General features: G+C 71.2%; 15 protein-coding genes, 1 tRNA gene and 1 pseudogene. 11 read left to right on the top strand and 6 right to left on the bottom strand.

What is annotated here, in order from left to right; all coding sequences use genetic code 11:
- The first annotated feature begins 19 nt into the window (after positions 1-19).
- Positions 20-154, top strand: a complete 135-nt coding sequence (locus LY625_RS13345; RefSeq protein ID WP_255703234.1) for a hypothetical protein — start codon at positions 20-22, stop codon at positions 152-154.
- Between the two features lie 113 nt (positions 155-267).
- On the top strand, positions 268-909 hold the full coding sequence (locus LY625_RS02070) for an HAD family hydrolase (RefSeq protein WP_233737338.1): 642 nt from the start codon (positions 268-270) through the stop codon (positions 907-909).
- A 49-nt stretch (positions 910-958) separates the two neighbouring features.
- Here the strand turns inward: LY625_RS02070 and LY625_RS02065 are convergent, their stop codons facing one another.
- Together LY625_RS02065 and LY625_RS02060 are read right to left on the bottom strand one after the other, a co-directional pair.
- On the bottom strand, positions 959-1,927 hold the full coding sequence (locus LY625_RS02065) for a restriction endonuclease (RefSeq protein ID WP_233737337.1): 969 nt from the start codon (positions 1,925-1,927) through the stop codon (positions 959-961).
- A 79-nt stretch (positions 1,928-2,006) separates the two neighbouring features.
- The gene (locus LY625_RS02060; protein ID WP_233737336.1) at positions 2,007-2,282 is read right to left on the bottom strand and encodes a polyhydroxyalkanoic acid system family protein; all 276 of its coding nucleotides are present in this window, start codon (positions 2,280-2,282) and stop codon (positions 2,007-2,009) included.
- 88 nt (positions 2,283-2,370) lie between these two features.
- Between LY625_RS02060 and LY625_RS13460 the strand changes: the two genes are divergently transcribed.
- Genes LY625_RS13460 through aroA form a run of 3 tightly spaced genes read left to right on the top strand, consistent with a single transcriptional unit; the run spans position 2,371 to position 5,636 of the window.
- Positions 2,371-3,171, top strand: coding sequence for an FHA domain-containing protein (locus LY625_RS13460; protein WP_233737335.1), 801 nt, complete (start codon positions 2,371-2,373; stop codon positions 3,169-3,171).
- Between the two features lie 60 nt (positions 3,172-3,231).
- Entirely contained in the window at positions 3,232-4,317 is a 1,086-nt protein-coding gene (gene serC, locus LY625_RS02050) for a 3-phosphoserine/phosphohydroxythreonine transaminase (RefSeq protein ID WP_233737334.1), read from the top strand.
- A complete protein-coding gene (aroA, locus tag LY625_RS02045) occupies positions 4,317-5,636 on the top strand; it encodes a 3-phosphoshikimate 1-carboxyvinyltransferase (RefSeq protein WP_233737333.1) in 1,320 nt (439 codons plus the stop codon). The genes serC and aroA overlap by 1 nt, the downstream gene beginning before the upstream one ends.
- A 17-nt stretch (positions 5,637-5,653) precedes the next feature.
- Here aroA and LY625_RS02040 read toward each other — a convergent pair whose 3' ends face one another.
- Positions 5,654-6,304 (bottom strand): energy transducer TonB, encoded by a 651-nt coding sequence (locus LY625_RS02040; RefSeq protein WP_233737332.1) that lies wholly within the window; start codon positions 6,302-6,304, stop codon positions 5,654-5,656.
- A 143-nt stretch (positions 6,305-6,447) separates the two neighbouring features.
- Here LY625_RS02040 and serS point away from each other — a divergent pair, with 143 nt between their 5' ends.
- From serS to LY625_RS02020, 4 genes and pseudogenes are all read left to right on the top strand, one after another.
- Complete coding sequence (serS, locus tag LY625_RS02035) at positions 6,448-7,755, top strand: serine--tRNA ligase (protein WP_233737331.1); 1,308 nt, start codon at positions 6,448-6,450, stop codon at positions 7,753-7,755.
- Between the two features lie 56 nt (positions 7,756-7,811).
- A pseudogene (locus LY625_RS02030) lies at positions 7,812-8,735 on the top strand (LysR substrate-binding domain-containing protein); the annotation flags it as partial.
- Positions 8,736-8,845: 110 nt separating this feature from the next.
- A tRNA-Ser gene (locus LY625_RS02025) sits at positions 8,846-8,933 on the top strand.
- Between the two features lie 22 nt (positions 8,934-8,955).
- Positions 8,956-9,603: a response regulator transcription factor gene (locus tag LY625_RS02020; protein WP_233737330.1), complete on the top strand. Its 648-nt coding sequence runs from the start codon at positions 8,956-8,958 to the stop codon at positions 9,601-9,603.
- A gap of 93 nt (positions 9,604-9,696) precedes the next feature.
- On the opposite strand, the gene LY625_RS02015 is transcribed toward LY625_RS02020, so the two are convergent.
- Entirely contained in the window at positions 9,697-13,026 is a 3,330-nt protein-coding gene (locus LY625_RS02015) for an Rne/Rng family ribonuclease (protein WP_233737329.1), read from the bottom strand.
- A 452-nt stretch (positions 13,027-13,478) separates the two neighbouring features.
- On the opposite strand from LY625_RS02015, the gene LY625_RS02010 reads away from it, so the two are divergent.
- On the top strand, positions 13,479-14,447 hold the full coding sequence (locus LY625_RS02010; protein ID WP_233737328.1) for an RluA family pseudouridine synthase: 969 nt from the start codon (positions 13,479-13,481) through the stop codon (positions 14,445-14,447).
- Between the two features lie 12 nt (positions 14,448-14,459).
- Here the strand turns inward: LY625_RS02010 and LY625_RS02005 are convergent, their stop codons facing one another.
- Both LY625_RS02005 and LY625_RS02000 read right to left on the bottom strand, forming a co-directional pair.
- On the bottom strand, positions 14,460-14,888 hold the full coding sequence (locus tag LY625_RS02005; RefSeq protein ID WP_233737327.1) for an energy transducer TonB: 429 nt from the start codon (positions 14,886-14,888) through the stop codon (positions 14,460-14,462).
- A 4-nt stretch (positions 14,889-14,892) separates the two neighbouring features.
- Positions 14,893-15,234, bottom strand: a complete 342-nt coding sequence (locus LY625_RS02000; RefSeq protein ID WP_233737326.1) for a 4a-hydroxytetrahydrobiopterin dehydratase — start codon at positions 15,232-15,234, stop codon at positions 14,893-14,895.
- 95 nt (positions 15,235-15,329) lie between these two features.
- Here LY625_RS02000 and LY625_RS01995 point away from each other — a divergent pair, with 95 nt between their 5' ends.
- Positions 15,330-15,926, top strand: coding sequence for an NfuA family Fe-S biogenesis protein (locus LY625_RS01995; RefSeq protein ID WP_233737325.1), 597 nt, complete (start codon positions 15,330-15,332; stop codon positions 15,924-15,926).
- Positions 15,927-15,937: the final 11 nt, after the last annotated feature.

Below are 15,937 nucleotides of genomic sequence, written 5' to 3'. Positions count from 1 at the left end.
GCCTGAGAGAGACACTGTCATGCCAACCAAGAGCAACGAGAGCCAGCAAAGCAAGAGCAAGCAGGGCCAGGAAAGCCAAGGCAGCCAGAACCAGAAGCAGAGCAAGTCGGCCTCCGGGAAGGACGACAAGAGCAGCAGCAAGAAAGCACGTTGATCCCGGGCCTGAGGGCACGAAGCGCCCCCTTCGCGGGGGCGTTTTTGCGTGGGCGACCGGAGGGCCACGGGGGCTTTATGCTCCTCCGGACGCCAGCGCAGGAGTGCATCCATATGGGAGTGGTCAACGCGACGGACGGCGCGATGCAGCGGCGTGGGCATCGATCCGACCTGGCGCTCTTCGATTTCGATGGGACCATCACCACCCGCGAGACGATGCCGGACTTCATGTACGCAGCGGTGCGGCCCGGCCGCCAGCGGCTGGCAAAGCTGTTGGTGTTGCCGCTGGTGCTCGGCTACAAGGCCGGGCTCGTTTCCGGCGTGGCCATCCGGGCGGTCATCTGCTTCCTCGGCTTCTGGCGGGTGCCCGGTGACGAACTGGAAGTTCGGGGGCGCCGGTTTGCCGGGGAGTTCCTGCCGGGTGTGCTCCGTCCCACGGCCATGGAGCGCATCGCCTGGCACAAGGCGCGCGGGGATACCGTCGTGGTGGTGTCCGGCGGACTCGATGTCTACCTGCGGCCCTGGTGCCGCGAGCAGGGGCTCGAGCTGTTGTGCTCATTGCTGGAGCAGCGTGGCGGCAGGCTGACCGGTCGCTACCTGGGCGCGCAGTGTGTCCGGGCGGAAAAGGCCCGCCGCGTCATGGCCCGGTTTCCTCCGGAACGCTTCGACAGGGTCTTCGCCTACGGCGACACCCCGGAGGACCGCGAGTTGCTCGCGCTCGCGCACGAGCCGCACTGGTTCGGAAAAGGGGTGTAGCCCAAGCGGGGCACCTGGGGCCAGGAGCGTATTGAGGTCCGGCTCCGTCTCAATACAGCGCGCACTGGGTAAACCGCACCCGCCCGCCGCCTTCCGGCGGCTGCAACTGCACCCGCTGGTCGCGCACCAACGGGTAGGGCAGCAGGATGCCGCAGATCGTGTCGATCAGCGCATCATCGGCCTGGTGCTCCAGCCGCACCACCAGGGTGGAGCGGGTGGCCCAGCCGGCATGGCGCACGTCGGGGAGCGCGCTGATCTCGTCGAGCACCCGGCCGCGCTGCTCCTCCTCGCTCAGTGCGACCGGACGCAGCAGGTCATCGGGCAGCGGCGGTGGCGCGGCCTCCGGTGGTGCCTGGACCTCCGGGGTCGTAGCGTCCGGGCCATTGCCAATAATGGGTGCGGCCGGGGCTGCGGAATCGGCGGCCAGGTAGGGCGTCAACAGCCAGGCCAGGGCCATGCCGAGCAAAAAGGCGATGAGCCAGCCCAGCAGTCCCTCGCGGTGGATCTGCCCCTTGGCCTGGGCGCGCACGTCCTCCAGCAGGCTGTCCGGCAGCACCGGTTCGACCAGCGACCACAGCGCGGGGCCGTCGATCAGCTCCACGCCCATGTCGAGCTTGCGCGCGGCCGGGGTGAACCCGCCCAGGGTCGCCAGCACGCCACCGCGCGCCTCGCTCAGGCGCACCGAGCGGGCCAGCCGTTCGACCGCCTCCGTTCCCATCTGCGAATCCAGGCCTTGGCGGCAACCGAGCAGCCAGGTATGACCGCCGCGGATTAGCAACAGGTCGGCGTCCTGGCCGCGGTCGGCGTCCGGCTGCTGGCGGCTGGGATGGAACCCGCGCTGCTGCAGCCCCTCGACCACGAACCGCGAATACTCCCGCCAGCGCATCGCCGACAGCGCGCGCAGGCCGGCGCAGCGGACCAGGTTGCGATAGCGGTTGCGGCGCACCCAGAAACTGGTCGCGCCTCCGGCCACCACCGTGACCAGCAGGGTGATGGCAATGAAGCTCAGGGTCGGCATGGGGGCGGGCTATCTCCAGTGGGCCGGCGGCTGGCACGGTAAGGACGGCGGCGCATGCGCGGGGTGACCGCAGGCACGGTCAACCGAAGCGCTCGGCCAGCACGCGGCGGACCTCCTGTTCGATGGACCCCTGCATGGCGGCCAGCAGGAAGCCTAGTTGCGCGCTGAAATGCAGTTCGCCGGGCAGCAGCGCCAGGTGGCCCTCCACCCCCATCCCGGAGAAGCCGAGGATGTCGCCGTCCCACTCGCTATGCACGCCGAAGCGCTGGGTGAGGATCTCGGCGACTTCCTGGACCCGCTGGCGTGCGTGCGCCGGGGGCAGGGAATGCGGGTGGCGGATGTCGATGCTGGCCATGCGGGCGTCCGTGGGGTGGGAACACATTGTGACTCCGCCCCCGGCACGATCAAGCGATGCGGCGCGGCGCCCGCCCACGGGGCGTGGCGTGGTAGATTCCCGCCGCGTGGAAACCCTTCGATTCCGATTCCCTGACCGCAGCCGCGAAGACCTGGTGCTCGGGCCGGGCGTGCATGCCGTCGGCCACGGCCCCGAGGGCCTGCGGCTGGTCGGTCGCGGCCATGAGGCGCGCATCCAGGTCAGCATCGATGGCCGCGGCAGCTGGCTGCAGTTGCGCGAGGGTGGCAGCCGCGTGCACGTGAACGGCCGGCCGGTCAAACGCATGGCGCTGCTGCGCGCCGGGGACGCGGTGCACATCGACGGCATCGAGCTCGGGCTGCTCGGGCCGGAGCCCCGGAGCGCCCCGGACGACGGGCTGGAGATGCCGGCGGCCACCCGCCAGGTGCTGCGCGGCGTGGGCGGGCTGCACCACGGCCGCAGCTTCACCCTGGACCGCGCACGCACGCTGGGCAGCGCCGCCGATGCGGACATCCGCCTGGAGGAACCGGGCATCGTCGACCGCCACCTGTGCCTGCTGCCGCACGGCCGCGGCGTCATGCTGCAGGCGGGCGAGCAGGCGCGCTGCCTGGTCAACGGCCATCCGGTCCGGGAGGCGGTGCTGGGGGCCGGTGACCAGCTGCTGGTCGGCAATGCCCAGCGCTTTGTGGTCGAGTCGCCACTGACGCGCACGCCGGTGCTGAAGCAGGTTGCGCCGGAGTACCCGGCGGAGACGTTCGAGCACGTCGCGAAAACGCCGGCAGGCGGCTCATGGCGCCATCTGCCCTGGGTGTTGCTGGCGGCGGCATTGATCGCCGGGGTGCTGGCGTTGTTGCTTACCTGGGGCGCTTGAGCCGACGGTTCGTCCCGGGCCGGTTCGGCCACGCTGGTTGATTCGTATCAGGAGATCCCGATGGAACGCGCGTTCAACTTCAGCGCTGGCCCTGCCACGCTGCCCGAAGCCGTCCTCGAGCAGGCGCGCGACACGCTCCCGCTGTGGCGCGACACCGGTGCCTCGGTGCTCGAGCTCAGCCATCGCGGTCCGGATTTCATGGAGGTCGCCGAGCAGGCCGAAGCCGACCTGCGCCGCCTGCTGGCGATTCCCGACGACCACGCCGTGCTGTTCCTCACCGGGGGTGCGACCACCCAGCAGGCATTGATCGCGCTGAACTTCGCCGCGCCGGGGCAGGTGGCCGACTACGTGGTGACCGGCCACTGGGGCGAGACCGCGGTGCGCCAGGCCGAGCCGATGGTGGCGGTCAACCTGGCCGCCGACGGGGCCACTGCCGGGTATGTCGACATCGCGCCGGTCGCGCAGTGGCGGCGCTCGCCCGGCGCGGCCTACCTGCACTACACCGACAACGAGACCATCCACGGGATCGAGTTCGCCGGCGTGCCGGAGGTCGGGGACACCCCGCTGATCGGCGACTTCAGTTCGAGCATCGCCGCGCGGCCGCTCGACTTCAGCCGGCTGGGCATGGTCTATGCCGGCGCGCAGAAGAACCTGGGTCCTTCGGGCGTCTCGCTGGCGGTGATCCGCCCGGACCTGCTCGAGCGCGCCGGGCAGCCGCGCGCACCGATCTTCGACTACCGCGCCCACGCCGCTGCGCGTTCGATGCTCAACACCCCGCCGACCTTCAACTGGTACCTGGCCGGGCTGGTGTTCAAGTGGATGCTGGCCGAGGGCGGGGTGCCGGAGTTCGAGCGCCGCAATGCGCGCAAGGCCGCCGCGCTGTACGCCGCGATCGACGGCTCCGGCGGCTTCTACCGCAACCCGGTCGTGCCGGCGGTGCGTTCGCGGATGAACGTGCCGTTCTTCCTGCATGACACGGCGCTGGAGCCGCTGTTCCTGGAGCAGGCCGCGGATGCCGGGTTGATCGGGCTCAAGGGCCACCGCGCGCTCGGTGGGATCCGGGCCTCGATCTACAACGCGATGCCCCAAGCGGGGGTGCAGGCGCTGGTCGGGTTCATGGGCGCGTTCCGCGACAGGCACGGCTGATGACGGGACGCCAGGACTGGATCGCGGGCCCCGGCCGCGCCCTGCAGGGGCGGGTGCCGGTGCCCGGGGACAAGTCGGTTTCGCACCGGGCGCTGATGCTGGGCGCGCTGGCCGGGGGCGAGACCCGGGTCAGCGGTTTCCTGGAAGGGGAGGACACGGTCGCCACCGGCCGGATCCTCGGCCGGATGGGCGTGCGCATCGAAGCACCGGCACCCGGCGAACGGCGGGTGCGGGGCGTCGGCCTGCACGGCCTGCAGCCGCCCGCGGAGGCGCTCGACTGCGGCAACTCCGGCACCGGCATGCGCCTGCTCGCCGGCCTGCTGGCGGGACAGCGTTTCGACTCGGTGCTGGTCGGTGATGCCTCGCTGTCGACGCGACCGATGCGCCGGGTGGTGGATCCGCTGGCGCGCATGGGCGCGCGGATCGACACCGCGGCCGATGGCACACCCCCACTGCGGGTGCGGGGCGGCCATCCGCTGCTCGGCGCCACCCACGTGCTGCCGGTGGCCAGCGCACAGGTGAAGTCGGCGCTGCTGCTCGCCGGCCTTTATGCCGACGGCCGCACCCGGGTCCAGGAGCCGCGGCCGACGCGCGACTACACCGAGCGGATGCTGGCCGCGTTCGGCTGGCCGGTGGAGTTCGCGCCCGGCGTCGCCAGCCTGGCGGGCGGGCACCGCCTGCACGCGACCGAGGTGTTGGTGCCGGCGGACTTCTCCTCGGCCGCGTTCTTCCTGGTGGCCGCCAGCATTGTCCCGGGTTCGGAGTTGTGGCTGCCGGGGGTCGGCCTCAACCCGCGGCGGACCGGGCTGCTCCAGGTGCTGCAGCTGATGGGGGCGGACATCGAGGTCCACGAACCACGCGAACAGGGCGGGGAACCGGTCGCCGACCTGCGGGTCCGCCACGCGCCGCTGTCCGGCATCGAGGTTCCGGAAGCCCTGGTGCCGGACATGATCGACGAGTTCCCGGCGCTGTTCGTGGCCGCCGCGTGCGCCAGCGGCGAAACCCTGGTGCGCGGCGCGGGCGAGCTGCGGGTCAAGGAGTCCGACCGCATCGCCGCCATGGCCCGTGGCCTGCGCGTCCTCGGTGCGACGGTGCACGAGCGGCCCGACGGGGCGGTGGTCAGCGGTCCGCTGTCACGCGGAGGCGGGGTCGATGCGCTGGGTGACCACCGCATCGCCATGGCCTTTGCGGTCGCCGCCCAGTGCACGCCCGGGCCGGTGCGGATACGCGACGTGGCCAATGTCGCGACTTCGTTTCCCGGCTTCGCCGGGCTGGCGACGGCGTGTGGCATGGGCCTGGAGCCTGGCCCCGCCGGCTGAGGCGGTCGGCGGCCGGCTCAGCGCTGCGGCGTGAACTCCAGTGGCACCCGGACGGTTCCGGTTGCCGGCTGCCCGCCGACCAGCGCCGGCTCGAAACGCCACTGGCGTACTGCCGCGATCGCCGCGCGGTCGAGCGCGCGCGAGCGGCTGCTGCTGGCGACGGTGACCGAGGTCGGGCGGCCGTCGGCGCCGACCTCGACCCGCAACAGCACGGTGCCGCCACGGCCGCGGCGCAGTTCCGCGGCGGGGTAGGCCGGGCTGGGAGTCTGCCCGGCGATCGGGCGCGGCGGCCGGCTTTCGCCGCTGGCCGCCGGTGGCAGTGGCGTCGGCTCGGACTCGGGCATGGCGGCAGGCTGCGGGGGCAGCGCCGGGTCGCCGGCAACCGCGTCGGTGGGCTCGATCTCCTGCTCCTCCGGGAAGCCCAGGCCGCTGTCGCGACGCTCCGCGGACGGCGCGGGCAACGGCTGGTAGCCCGGCTGCGAGGCGACCGGCGGGGCGCCCTCGGTGCGGTAGAAGTCGTAGTCGTTGCGCTCGTTGAACCAGACCAATGCGAAGGCGCCGACCCCCAGCGCGATGGCGAGCACGATCAGCAGCAGCGCACGCGGCGAGGGGTACAGTGCTGTGCGTCGACGGGGTGCGGGTCCGGGTCCGGTGTCGGGTGTCGGCATGGGCGTTCGCGCAGTGGAGTGACGGCCCATTGTGCATGTTCGCGGCGATGGCGCGCCCGCGCGGGCGGGCACGTCCGGCCGCCCGCGCACGGGCGCGTCCGGATCGGGCGATAATCACCGGTCGCTTTCACCAGGTGCATTCCATGCTCGACCCCGCCCTGCTGCGCCAGCAGCCCGAAGACCTTGCGCGCCGTCTGCTCGAGACCCGCGGTTACGAGCTCGACGCCGCTTCGCTGTCCGCGCTGGAATCCGAACGCAAGCAGATCCAGGTGCGTACCCAGGAACTGCAGAACCTGCGCAACACGCGCTCCAGGGCGATCGGCCAGGCCAAGGCGAAGGGCGAGGATGCCGCGCCGCTGTTGGCCGAGGTCGCCGGCCTGGGCGAGGAGCTGAAGGCCAGCGAGGCACGGCTGGACGCGATCCGCGCCGAACTCGACGCGCTCGCCCTGGGCCTGCCGAACCTGCCCGACGACGGGGTCCCGGCAGGCGCCGACGAGAACGACAACATCGAGCAGCACCGCTGGGGCGAGCCGCGGCAATTCGACTTCGAGGTCCGCGACCATGTCGCACTGGGCGCGCACCACGGCTGGCTCGATGCCGAGGCCGCGGCCCGCCTCAGTGGCGCGCGCTTCACCGTGCTGCGCGGGCCGATTGCCCGGCTGCACCGGGCGCTGGCGCAGTTCATGCTCGACCTGCACACCGGCGAGCACGGCTACCAGGAGACAAGCGTCCCGGTGCTGGTCAATGCCGAGGCGATGCTCGGTACCGGCCAGCTGCCCAAGTTCGAGGACGACCTGTTCGCCACCGAGATCGGCGACCCGGCGCAGGCCAGCAGCCGGCGCTACCTGATCCCCACCGCCGAGGTGCCGCTGACCAACCTGGTCCGCGAATCGATCACCGAGGCCGGGGCGCTGCCGCTGCGCATGACCGCGCACTCGATGTGCTTCCGCGCCGAGGCCGGCAGCCACGGCCGCGACACCCGCGGGATGATCCGCCAGCACCAGTTCGAGAAGGTCGAGCTGGTCAGCATCACCCGTCCGGCCGACAGCGCGGCCGAGCACGAGCGGATGGTCCGCAATGCCGAGGTGGTGCTGGAGCGGCTCGGCCTGCCGTACCGCCGGATGCTGCTGTGCAGCGGCGACATGGGCTTCTCCGCCGCCCGTACCTGCGACCTGGAGGTCTGGCTGCCGAGCCAGCAGGCCTACCGCGAGATCTCCTCGGTCTCCAACTGCGGGGCATTCCAGGCCCGGCGGATGCAGGCGCGCTGGCGCAACCCGGAGAGTGGCAAGCCGGAACTGGTGCACACCCTCAACGGTTCGGGCGTGGCGGTCGGCCGGGCACTGATCGCGGTGATGGAGAACGGGCAGCAGGCCGACGGTTCGATCGTGGTGCCGGACGCCTTGCGGCCCTACATGGGCGGGCTGGAGCGCATCGACCCGGCCGGTGACTGACGACGCGCAATAAAGATGCTCAAATAACCCGATTCGTTGCACGCGGGGAACAGCGGATGCACGACCTCAACGACCTGTACTACTTCGCCATGGTGGTGGAGCACTCCGGCTTCGCCGCCGCCGAGCGGGCGCTGGGGATCCCCAAGTCGCGCCTGAGCCGGCGCATCAGCCAGCTCGAAGCCGAGCTCGGGGTACGGCTGCTGCAGCGTTCGACCCGCCGCTTCGCGGTCACCGACGTCGGCCGGGCGGTCTATCGCCACGCCCAGACCATGCTCAGCGAGGCGCAGGCCGCGCGCGAGGCGGTGGACCGGCTCAGCGCCGAGCCGCGGGGCATCATCCGGGCCAGCGTGCCGGTGAGCATCGCCCAGCAGATGATGCCGCGGCTGCTGCCGGAGTTCCTCGCCCGCTACCCGCAGGTGCGGGTCAACCTGCAGGTCGGCAACCGCAAGGTCGACATCATCAACGAGGGCATCGACGTGGCCCTGCGCGTGCGCACCCGGCTGGACGATGACGGCAGCCTGGTGATGCGCAGCTTCGGGATGGTCCAGGAACTGCTGGTCGCCAGCCCCGACTACCTGCGGCGGATGGGCGAGCCGGCCAGCCCGGAAGAGCTGGAGGAGGGCCATGTGACCATGGCCATGAGCGATGACGAGGTCCGCCAGCGCTGGGAGCTGCACGGGCCCGGGAACGAGGTCCGGCGCATCGAACTCAAGCCGCGGGTGAGCGGCTTCGACTTCCCGATGCTCATGGCACTGGCGGTCCAAGGCGTGGGCGTCACCCTGCTGCCGGAGACGGTGTGCGCCGATGCGGTGCGCAGCGGGGAGCTGAAGGTGGTGCTGCCGCAGTGGCGGCTGCCGCAGGGCATCTTCCACGCCGTGTTCGCCTCCCGCCGCGGGTTGCTGCCGGCGGTCCGGGTGTTCATCGATTTCCTTGCCGAGAAGGTCCCGCCGCTGGTCGAGAGTGCCCGCCTGGGCTGCGGCGAGATCAACGGCAAGCCCTGCAGTCCCGAGGAGCAGGCGGCATACCAGCGCCCCCCGGGGCGCGCCGTGTCAGAATAGCCCCGCCGCAGGACGCGGCATTGGGGACCTGCGGAAGCGTGGCCGAGTGGTTGAAGGCACCGGTCTTGAAAACCGGCAACGGGAAACCGTTCGTGGGTTCGAATCCCACCGCTTCCGCCATCAGCTCACACGGAGGAGAGATATGGCTACCCGGATATTCCTAGTCGATGACCACGCGCTGGTGCGCAGTGGCATGCGCCTGATCCTGTCCACGCAGCCCGACATGGAGGTGGTGGGCGAGGCCTCGTCGGGAGAGGCGGCGCTGCCGCAGATCCGGGCGCTGGCGCCGGACGTGGTGCTGTGCGACCTGCACATGCCCGGCATGAGCGGGCTGGAGATCACCGAACGCATCGTGCGCGGCCAGCCCGGCGTGCGGGTGGTGGTGGTGTCGGTGCTCGAGGACGGGCCGATGCCGCGCCGCCTGCTGGAGGCGGGTGCCTCGGGGTACGTCGGCAAGGGCGGCGATGCGGAGGAACTGCTGCACGCCGTCCGCGAGGTCGCCCGGGGACGGCGTTTCCTGGCCGGCAATGTCGCGCGCTACCTTGCGCTTGCCGGAATCGATGGCGGTGGGAACCCCTTCGATGCGCTCACCGACCGGGAAATGGAAGTGGCGCTGATGCTCACCCAGGGGATGCGCCAGGGGCAGATCGCCGAACGCCTCAGCCTCAGCCCCAAGACCGTCAATACCCACAAGAGCCGGCTGTTCGAGAAGCTGGAGATCGCCGATACGGTGGCGCTGGCGCGGCTGATGGGGCAGTACGGCATGGCCGAACCGGCCGGCGCGATCTGACCTGCCTGCCGCCCGGGTCTGCGGGCGGTTTTCCGATGCTGGAATGACGACGGGCCGCATCTGCGGCCCGTCGTTTGTTGCATGCCCGGCAGATTACCTGCTTTCGGGCGTGTCGCCTGCGTCGGCCTTGTCCACCTGTGCGTCCGCGGGTGCGCTGGTGGCGTCTTCCTGCGCCGGTGGCGGTGCCTGTTCCATACCGGCTTCGTCCACCGCTTCATCGGCGGCCGCGATGGCGGCCGCATCGGCCGGATCCGCGGCGGGAGCAGCGTCCGCGGGTGCCTCGAACAGGTTGCCGGTGCGCGGCTCCGCGACGGCGTCGTTGCTGCCGGCGCCAAGTGCGTCGGGTGCGGGAACCGTGACCGGATCCTGCGTCACCTGTGCGCCTTCGGGCACGACGTCCGCCTCGTCGACCGGCACCGGGGCCGGGACGATTGCCTGGGCCTCCTCCGCGTTGGCCTCCTCGACCACCGCGGCAGGCGCCGGATCGACGGGCGCTGCCTCGGGAGCCGCGGTCGCGGCCGTGGAGGCGGCGCGCTTGGCCGCGGTCTTGCGCGGGCGGCGGCTGCGGGTGGGCTTGGCTGGCGCCTCGTCAGCGGATGCCTCGCCGGGTTCTGCGCCGGCTTCGACGGCCGCCTCGGTGGCAGGCTCCACGGCGGATCCGGGCGCCGGCACCGGCTCGCGCTCCGGTTCCTGCCCTGGTTCCGGCTTCGGCTCGACGTTGCGCTCCGGTCTGGAGTCGGCCTGCGGCTCCGGTTTCGATGCAGGCTTCGATTCAGGCTGGCGCTCCGGCTTCTCCGGCTTCTCCGGCTTCGACCCGGTCTGTGGCCGGCGTTCGACCGTCGCCTCTGCGGTCACCTGCACATCGACAGTCGCCTTCGCCGGCAGCTTGTCCGCCGCATCGTCGGCGAAATCGAACTCCGGGTGTGAACCGCCCGTGGCGGACGGCACCGGATCGATTCCCTCGGCATCACCCTCGCTGTCGAGGCTTTCGGTATCCAGCTGCGGTGCGCCGGCGGACTCACCGCCGCGACGGCGGCGGCGGCCACCACGACGCCCGCGGCGGCGGCGGCCGGCTCCCTCGCCATCACCCGCGTCACCGGCCTCGCCGGTGTGGCCGCCGGCCTCGGGGTCGCCCGACGCGCCAGTCGCCTTCGGTGCGGCCTCGTTGCCGGTGACCGCCAGCGCGGCCGTGGCCGCAGTCGCGGCAGGCGGAGGGGCGTTGGAGCCGCTCACATAGCCACCGCTGGAGCCGGCCACGTACCCGCCGCCGGCCGTTTCCGGCTTGCCCTGGCTGCGCTCGAGGTCCGCATCGGCAGCCGCCTGCGGCGGCTTGCCCGCGTTGGCCGGCTTGGCGTCGCGGTTGCCGTTGCCGTTGCCACTCGCATTGGCCTGGTTGTTGTCACGCTGCTTGCCGCGCGCCTTCTCCGGTCGCTCCTGGCGCTCGGCCTTCTCCGGCTTGCCACGCTGGCGACGCTCCTGGGTGCGCTCCTGGCTGCGCTCCTCGGCCGCCGGCTCGCGCTCGCGGTTGCCGCCCTGCGCCTTGCCGTTGCCGTTGCCGCGCCTGTCCTCGCGCCGGGCACCGTTGTCGCGGCCAGCCTTGCCGGAGCGGCGACGGCCGTTGCCACCACCCTCGCCGTTGCGCCCGCCGTCCCCGCGCGAACGCTCGTCGGATTGCGTACCCTCCGGTGCCGGGGTGCCACGGAAGAAGCGCATGATCCGCTCCACCATGCCGATGGAGTGGGTCGGGGCGACCACTACCGGGGCGGGCGCCGGCGTCGGCGCAGGCTGCGGGGCCACGGCCTCGCGCGGCTCGCGCAATGGGGCCGGGCGCTCGTGGCGCACGTTGGTGACCGCCGGCTTGGGGATGTTGAGGTTGGCCTTGGTCAGCGCATGGTTGGGCAACTTGCGCGGGGTGCCGCGCTGGTAGCTCGGCCGGCCGCTTTCCTCGCCCAGCTCGTTCTCGCGCAGACGGGTGACCTCGTAGTGCGGGGTGTGCAGCTGCTCGTCGGCGACGATCACCACCGGGGCGTCGTGGCGCTGCTCGATCTCGCTGAGCGCGCGGCGCTTCTCGTTGAGCAGGTAGTTGGCGATCTCCACCGGGGCCTGTACCAGCACCTGCCCGGTGTTGTCCTTCATCGCGTGCTCCTCGGCGACGCGCAGGATCGCCAGCGACAGCGACTCGACCGAGCGCATGCGGCCCTGGCCCTCGCAGCGCGGGCAGACGATCTGGCTTGACTCGCCCAGCGACGGGCGCAGGCGCTGGCGGCTCATCTCCAGCAGACCGAAGCGGGAGATCCGCCCGACCTGGACCCGGGCACGGTCCTGGCGCAGCGCGTGCTGGAGCTTCTGCTCGACCTCGCGCTGGTGCTTGTTGGACGACATGTCGATGTAGTCGATCACCACCAGGCCGCCCAGGTCGCGCAGGCGCATCTGGCGGGCGACTTCCTCGGCTGCCTCCAGGTTGGTGTTGAGCGCGGTCTCCTCGATGTCGCCGCCCTTGGTGGCGCGCGCGGAGTTGACGTCGATCGCGGTCAGCGCCTCGGTCTGGTCGATCACCAGCGCGCCGCCCGACGGCAGGCGCACTTCGCGCTCATAGGCGCTCTCGATCTGCGACTCGATCTGGTAGCGGTTGAACAGCGGGGTGTCGTCGGTGTAGTGCTTGAGCTTGCGCAGGTTGTGCGGCATCACCTGCTCGATGAACTCGCGCGCCTCGGTGTACATCTCGTCGGTATCGACCAGGATCTCGCCGATGTCCGGGCGCATGTAGTCGCGCAGGGCACGGATGATCAGCCGGCTTTCCTGGTAGATCAGGAACGGCGAGGCCTTGGAAAGCGCGGCCTCGCAGACCGCCTTCCAGACCTGCAGCAGGTAGTCCAGGTCCCACTGCAGTTCCTCGGCGTCGCGGCCGACGCCGGCGGTGCGGATGATCACCCCCATGTCGTCGGGGATCGTCATCGCGTCCAGGGCGCGCTTGAGCTCGGCGCGGTCCTCGCCCTCGATCCGCCGCGAAACCCCGCCGGCGGACGGCGAGTTGGGCATCAGCACCATGTAGCGCCCGGCCAGCGAGATGAAGGTGGTCAGGGCGGCGCCCTTGTTGCCACGCTCTTCCTTGTCGACCTGGACGACGACTTCCTGGCCTTCGCGCAGGAGCTCCTTCAGGCCGGCCTTGTTGGGGTCGACCCCGGACTGGAAGTAGTCGCGGGAGATTTCCTTCAGCGGCAGGAAACCGTGGCGTGCCGCGCCGTACTCGACGAACGCCGCCTCGAGCGAGGGCTCCAGGCGGGTGATGCGGCCCTTGTAGATGTTGGACTTCTTCTGCTCCCGGGACGGCTGTTCGATGTCGATGTCGTACAGGTTCTGGCCGTCCACGATCGCGACGCGCAGTTCTTCTGCCTGCGTCGCATTGATCAGCATGCGTTTCATTGTCGCGTTCCTCGCGCGTGACTCCGCGCAGAACGCCATGGCGTTTCGCCTCTGGAACCTCCGCTCCGCCTGCACGGCCCGCTGCTACCGGTACCCGGGCGCCGGTGCGCGCGCTGGCGTTGCCTTCCGATTTCCAGCGCTGCAACACCACGGCGGACCGCGGGAGCGCTTGTCTTTTACGTTTTTTCTTTCCGGGCCGGCGGCGCCAGGGCAGGGCCCCGTGCCACCGGGTCGTGTTCGTTCAATGTGTCACCGATGGTCTGACCCACCGGGCGTTCCAAGGTTCCCGGCGCAGGCCATTGTTAACATGGCGCGTTCCGGAACCGGCATGCTGCGGTCCCGTCCCGAAAATGGATCTCCGGCACGGCCTGTCCCCAGCAACGGCGGCAGGTTCAACTCCCTGCCAAATCAAAACCTTATCTCGCGTCGCGAGTGTAGAGCAATTCAGCCTGATGAGCCATCCAGACAGCACCGATGCCCGCAGCGGGCCGCGAACCGTCACCGTCCCCGGCGACCGCACCGGGCAGCGGCTCGACAACTTCCTGCTCGGCCAGCTCAAAGGCGCCCCCCGGTCGCTGGTCTACAAGATCGTCCGCTCCGGCCAGGTGCGGGTGAACGGGGGCCGGGTGAAGGCCGACCGGCGGCTGGAGGGCGGCGACGAGGTCCGCATCCCGCCGGTCCGGCTGGACGCGCCGGGCGCCTCGGGGACCCCGCCCAGGGCGTTCATGGAGGCGCTGCAGGCGGCGGTGGTGTACGAGGACGAGCGCCTGCTGGCACTGGACAAGCCGACCGGAGTGGCCAGCCATGGCGGCAGCGGGATCAGCTTCGGTGCGATCGAGACCCTGCGCGCGGCCCGGCCCGGGCAGAGCCTCGAGCTGGTGCACCGGCTGGACCGCGACACCTCCGGATTGCTGGTGGTCGCCAAGAAGCGCTCGGCGCTGATCGAACTGCAGGCGCTGATGCGCGAGGAAGGCGGCATCGAGAAGCGCTACCTGGCCCTGCTCACCGGACGGATGCCGGACGGGATGATGAGCGTGGACGCCCCGCTGCACGTGGGCCTGCGCCAGGGGGGCGAGCGCCACGTGCAGGTGAGCCCGGAGGGCAAGCCGTCGCTGAGCCACTTCCGCGCCCTCGAGCGGGTGGCCGGGCATTCCTATTGCGAGGTGCGGATCGAGACCGGCCGGACCCACCAGATCCGCGCCCACGCGCGCCACATCGGCCATCCGGTGGCCGGCGACGACAAGTACGGCGAACCGGAGGCCAACAAGCGGCTGCGGGCGAAGGCCGGCCTGCGGCGGCTGTTCCTGCACTCGTCCACGCTGGAATTCGAACTGGACGGGGGACGGACCCCGTACCTGCTCAATGCACCGCTGCCGGCCGAGCTGACCGACGTGCTGGACCGCCTCGCCGGCGGACGCTGAGGCGGGAGGTGCTCAGTCCGCCCGGCGCTGCTCGTCGAGGCGGTTGCACATCTGCGGGCGCTCGACCGGCGGCCGGAAGGTCACCGGCACCCGCAGGTCGGTCGCCACCGGCTCGCCGCCGCGGGTGCCCGGGGTGAACTCCCAGCCGGCCACCGCGTCCAGTGCCGCCTGGTCGAGTTGCGGGTGGCCGCTGCTGCGCTCGATCCGCAGCTCGTGCGGACTGCCGTCTACGCCGATTTCCATGATCAGGTCGGCCGTGCCGCCCTGGCCGTAACACGCCAGCTCCGCCGGATAGTCCGGTGGCGGGGTATGCACGGCCCTGGGCTGGGTCGGCGTGATCAGCGCGGCGGAGTCGACCGGGCGCTCGCAGCCCGCCAGCGCCAGCAGCGCCGTGAGCGCGGCGGCCGGGGCAAGCAGACGGGTGGGGCGTTGCAGGTCCATGGTCCTACTCCGTCAGGGCGTCGGCCTTGGCCGCGCAGATGAAGTCGTTCTCGCTCAGGCCGCCGGCGTCGTGGGTCGAGTACCGCACCACGACCCGGTCGTAGTGGACCTGCAGGTCGGGGTGGTGGTCCTCGCGATGGGCGATGAACGCGAGCGCGTTCACGAAAGCCATGGTCCGGTAGTAGTCCTCGAAGGTGTAGGTGCGGCGGATCGCCCGGCCTTCCTCGACCACCTCCCAGCCCGGGACCTGGGGCAGCAGTTCGCGCAGGCGTGCATCGCCCAGGCGGTGTTCGTCGCCGCGCCTGGGCATGCAGTGGGCGCGGGCGAGGGGAATCAGGTCGTTCATGGGAGAAGTCCTCTGGCTGTGCGGTTCTGCAACGGCGATCGTACGGCAACGCGGCCGGCCGGTGCCGGCGCCCGCGGGGCGCTAGAATGGCCGGCATGATCCAGATCTCAGATTCCGCCCAGCAACACTTCCGCAAGCTGATCGAGCGTGAGGCCCTTCCGGAACTGGGGGTGCGGCTGAGCGCCGTGCACCCCGGCACCCCGCGTGCCGACGTGCGCCTGGAGTTCGCCGAACCGGCGGATCTGAAGGGCGACGAGTGGGCGATCGACTGCGACGGGTTCACGCTGTGGCTGGACGCCTCCAGCACCGCCTGCCTGGACGGTGCGCAGATCGATTACGAGACCAGTGGCACCGGTGGACAGCTGCAGATCCGCGCGCCCGGCATCAAGGGCAGCCCGCCACCGGAGTCGGCCTCGCTGGTCGAGCGGGTGCGCTACCTGATCGACAACGAGATCAACCCGCAGCTGGCCTCGCACCGCGGCATGGTCAGCCTGGAGGAGATCACCGCGGATGGAGTGGTGGTGCTGCGCTTCGGCGGTGGCTGCCACGGCTGCGGGATGGCCGATGTCACGCTGAAGCAGGGGATCGAGAAGACCCTGATGCAGAAGGTCCCGGGAGTCACGGCGGTGCGCGATGCCACCGACCATGACACCGGCGCGGAGCCGTATTACGCCCGCGACCAGCGCGCCTGACCGCCCGGCGC

It is taken from the genome of Lysobacter sp. GX 14042, assembly GCF_021390425.1.
Taxonomy (GTDB): Bacteria; Pseudomonadota; Gammaproteobacteria; order Xanthomonadales; family Xanthomonadaceae; genus Novilysobacter.
Note: the sequence above shows the minus strand (reverse complement) of the source record. Positions and strands in the feature narration are given on the sequence as shown.

Bases quoted from the DNA above. Each gene is read 5' to 3' on its own strand.
- LY625_RS13345 (WP_255703234.1), top strand. From the start codon at position 20: ATGCCAACCAAGAGCAACGAGAGCCAGCAAAGCAAGAGCAAGCAGGGC.
- LY625_RS02070 (WP_233737338.1), top strand. From the start codon at position 268: ATGGGAGTGGTCAACGCGACGGACGGCGCGATGCAGCGGCGTGGGCAT.
- LY625_RS02065 (WP_233737337.1), bottom strand. From the start codon at position 1,927: ATGCCGACCCTGAGCTTCATTGCCATCACCCTGCTGGTCACGGTGGTG.
- LY625_RS02060 (WP_233737336.1), bottom strand. From the start codon at position 2,282: ATGGCCAGCATCGACATCCGCCACCCGCATTCCCTGCCCCCGGCGCAC.
- serC (WP_233737334.1), top strand. From the start codon at position 3,232: ATGGAACGCGCGTTCAACTTCAGCGCTGGCCCTGCCACGCTGCCCGAA.
- aroA (WP_233737333.1), top strand. From the start codon at position 4,317: ATGACGGGACGCCAGGACTGGATCGCGGGCCCCGGCCGCGCCCTGCAG.
- LY625_RS02040 (WP_233737332.1), bottom strand. From the start codon at position 6,304: ATGCCGACACCCGACACCGGACCCGGACCCGCACCCCGTCGACGCACA.
- serS (WP_233737331.1), top strand. From the start codon at position 6,448: ATGCTCGACCCCGCCCTGCTGCGCCAGCAGCCCGAAGACCTTGCGCGC.
- LY625_RS02020 (WP_233737330.1), top strand. From the start codon at position 8,956: ATGGCTACCCGGATATTCCTAGTCGATGACCACGCGCTGGTGCGCAGT.
- LY625_RS02015 (WP_233737329.1), bottom strand. From the start codon at position 13,026: ATGAAACGCATGCTGATCAATGCGACGCAGGCAGAAGAACTGCGCGTC.
- LY625_RS02010 (WP_233737328.1), top strand. From the start codon at position 13,479: ATGAGCCATCCAGACAGCACCGATGCCCGCAGCGGGCCGCGAACCGTC.
- LY625_RS02005 (WP_233737327.1), bottom strand. From the start codon at position 14,888: ATGGACCTGCAACGCCCCACCCGTCTGCTTGCCCCGGCCGCCGCGCTC.
- LY625_RS02000 (WP_233737326.1), bottom strand. From the start codon at position 15,234: ATGAACGACCTGATTCCCCTCGCCCGCGCCCACTGCATGCCCAGGCGC.
- LY625_RS01995 (WP_233737325.1), top strand. From the start codon at position 15,330: ATGATCCAGATCTCAGATTCCGCCCAGCAACACTTCCGCAAGCTGATC.